Origin of the sequence: Methylobacterium oxalidis, assembly GCF_007992195.1 — a bacterium.
In the GTDB taxonomy this organism is placed as follows: domain Bacteria; phylum Pseudomonadota; class Alphaproteobacteria; order Rhizobiales; family Beijerinckiaceae; genus Methylobacterium; species Methylobacterium oxalidis.
The window spans coordinates 1-1,637 of sequence record NZ_BJZU01000274.1 but is presented as its reverse complement, the minus strand read 5'-3'; the positions used below and the strand labels follow the sequence as shown (position 1 = coordinate 1,637).

The following is a 1,637-nucleotide window of genomic DNA, read 5'->3' as shown; positions in this document are numbered from 1 at the left end:
CCCTAGTCACTCAGCTTCGGGAAGGCTGAGGAGAAGTGAGCGGTGCGCTCGTGCAAGGGTGAGCGTGCGGGTGATCTCGGCCAGCACCTGCTGGGAATGCACTAACGCCTCCTCACTGCCCACAAGTCCGGCAATCAAATGAATCTGTCGCGCCTGGCGCTGCTCGGCCTCGGCGAGTTGGCGGCTTGCGAGTTCGAGAGGCGCTTCAAAGGAGCCGGTCACCGGTCGCTCTCGCGGCGGGTGGTGAGCCGCAGCTCGATGGAGCAGCGCAGCTTTGTCTCGGTGATGGTATAATGCCCCTTACTGCCGAGCACGTAGGGCAGAGCCTTCTCAATCAGCTCACAATCGTAGCCGCGTCGGATCAAGGCTTCCTCGCGCGCCGGATCCAGACCTTCCTCGGTCCAGTCCAGAACCAGCCAGCCGCCGTCATCGCGCGTCTCGATCCGCCAAGTCACCGAAAGACACCCCTGCTCGCTGGCGAGCGCACCGTAGCGGCTGGCAGTGGTGATCAGCTCGTACAGCGCCAGGGCGAAGCTCTGCACCACCGCCTTGCGGATGCTCACCTCCGGCCCTTCCAGCAGGATACGGTCCCGCAGGGCGGACCCGAGCGCGCCGAGTTCGGTCTCGATCAGAGCACGCATGGTGATCGGCTCGTGACCGTAACGAGAGAGCAGGCCCTGCACGCGGGAGAGCGCGCCAAGCTGACCCGTGAACTGCTCCCGGAACGCCTCGGTGGGCCCAGTCCGCCGCATGGTCTGGTTAGCCAGCGAGCGCACGACGGCGATCAGGTTGCGGGTGCGGTGCTGAAGCTCGCCGGCCATCTCCGCCTGCTGCTCGCGGAGCCGGAGTAGCTCACCCTCAGGGCTGTCCGGCTCCGGCAGGTTCAAGCCCCCGACGCTGACCTGATCGGGGCGCCGCTCAAGATCGGAGGCGTAGCTCGTTACTTTCAAGCTCTCCCACGGTCGATCCAGAGCTTTGCCGGTCTGCGGAATCGGCGGCTTAGCCGGTTTGGTGGCCAATAGCGGCCCGGTTTGCTCCAGCAGCTTGCGGGACTGCTCGATGGCCTCACATGAGGTCTCGATCAGCAGCCTGTCGTAGTGGCCGCGCGGCAAGCATTTGTGGGAAGGATCGGCCATGACGGCACTCCTCGCGATGCAGGCGGGAGTACACGTCACTCTCGGCCACCAGCGCCTACGGGTTCGGATCGGCTGATGATGTCACTGCCCTGCACCTAATCGCGCCGAATGTCCAAGCGAGGCGGGCAGCTTTCTTGGGGTCTGCGGCAAGCAGTCCAAGAGGGCTTGCTCATAAAGAGCCTGAGCAAGGGTGCGGCGCTGCTCGCCGGCTGGACGTTACGGAACAGCTTGCGGTGCTGGCTTGCTCGCGACAGCCAGCAGACGACCCTCACCCGAGTTCTCGATGCGCTCTGAACCGCTCCGGGATTTTCGGAGGCTCCAATTCTTGAGAGACTTGGCCGAGTAGAAAGCGCGGCCACCTCATCAGTACCATGATTGAGCGCTGATCCCCGTCCTCTGGGATCTCCTCCCGCGCGACATTAAGCTGCTCTCGCGACTAACTTGCCAAAGGCGCGATCTACAGCCCCGACGACCTGACCGGGCGCGAGGTGATGGATCATA

The 1,637-nt window shown here is 64.1% G+C and carries 2 protein-coding genes; both read right to left on the bottom strand.

Features of this window, described 5'->3' with window-relative positions:
* Positions 1-6: 6 nt before the first annotated feature.
* Positions 7-222, bottom strand: coding sequence for a hypothetical protein (locus MOX02_RS30500; protein ID WP_147029493.1), 216 nt, complete (start codon positions 220-222; stop codon positions 7-9).
* Complete coding sequence (locus MOX02_RS30495) at positions 219-1,136, bottom strand: sensor histidine kinase (protein WP_147029492.1); 918 nt, start codon at positions 1,134-1,136, stop codon at positions 219-221. The genes MOX02_RS30500 and MOX02_RS30495 overlap by 4 nt, the downstream gene beginning before the upstream one ends.
* Positions 1,137-1,637: the final 501 nt, after the last annotated feature.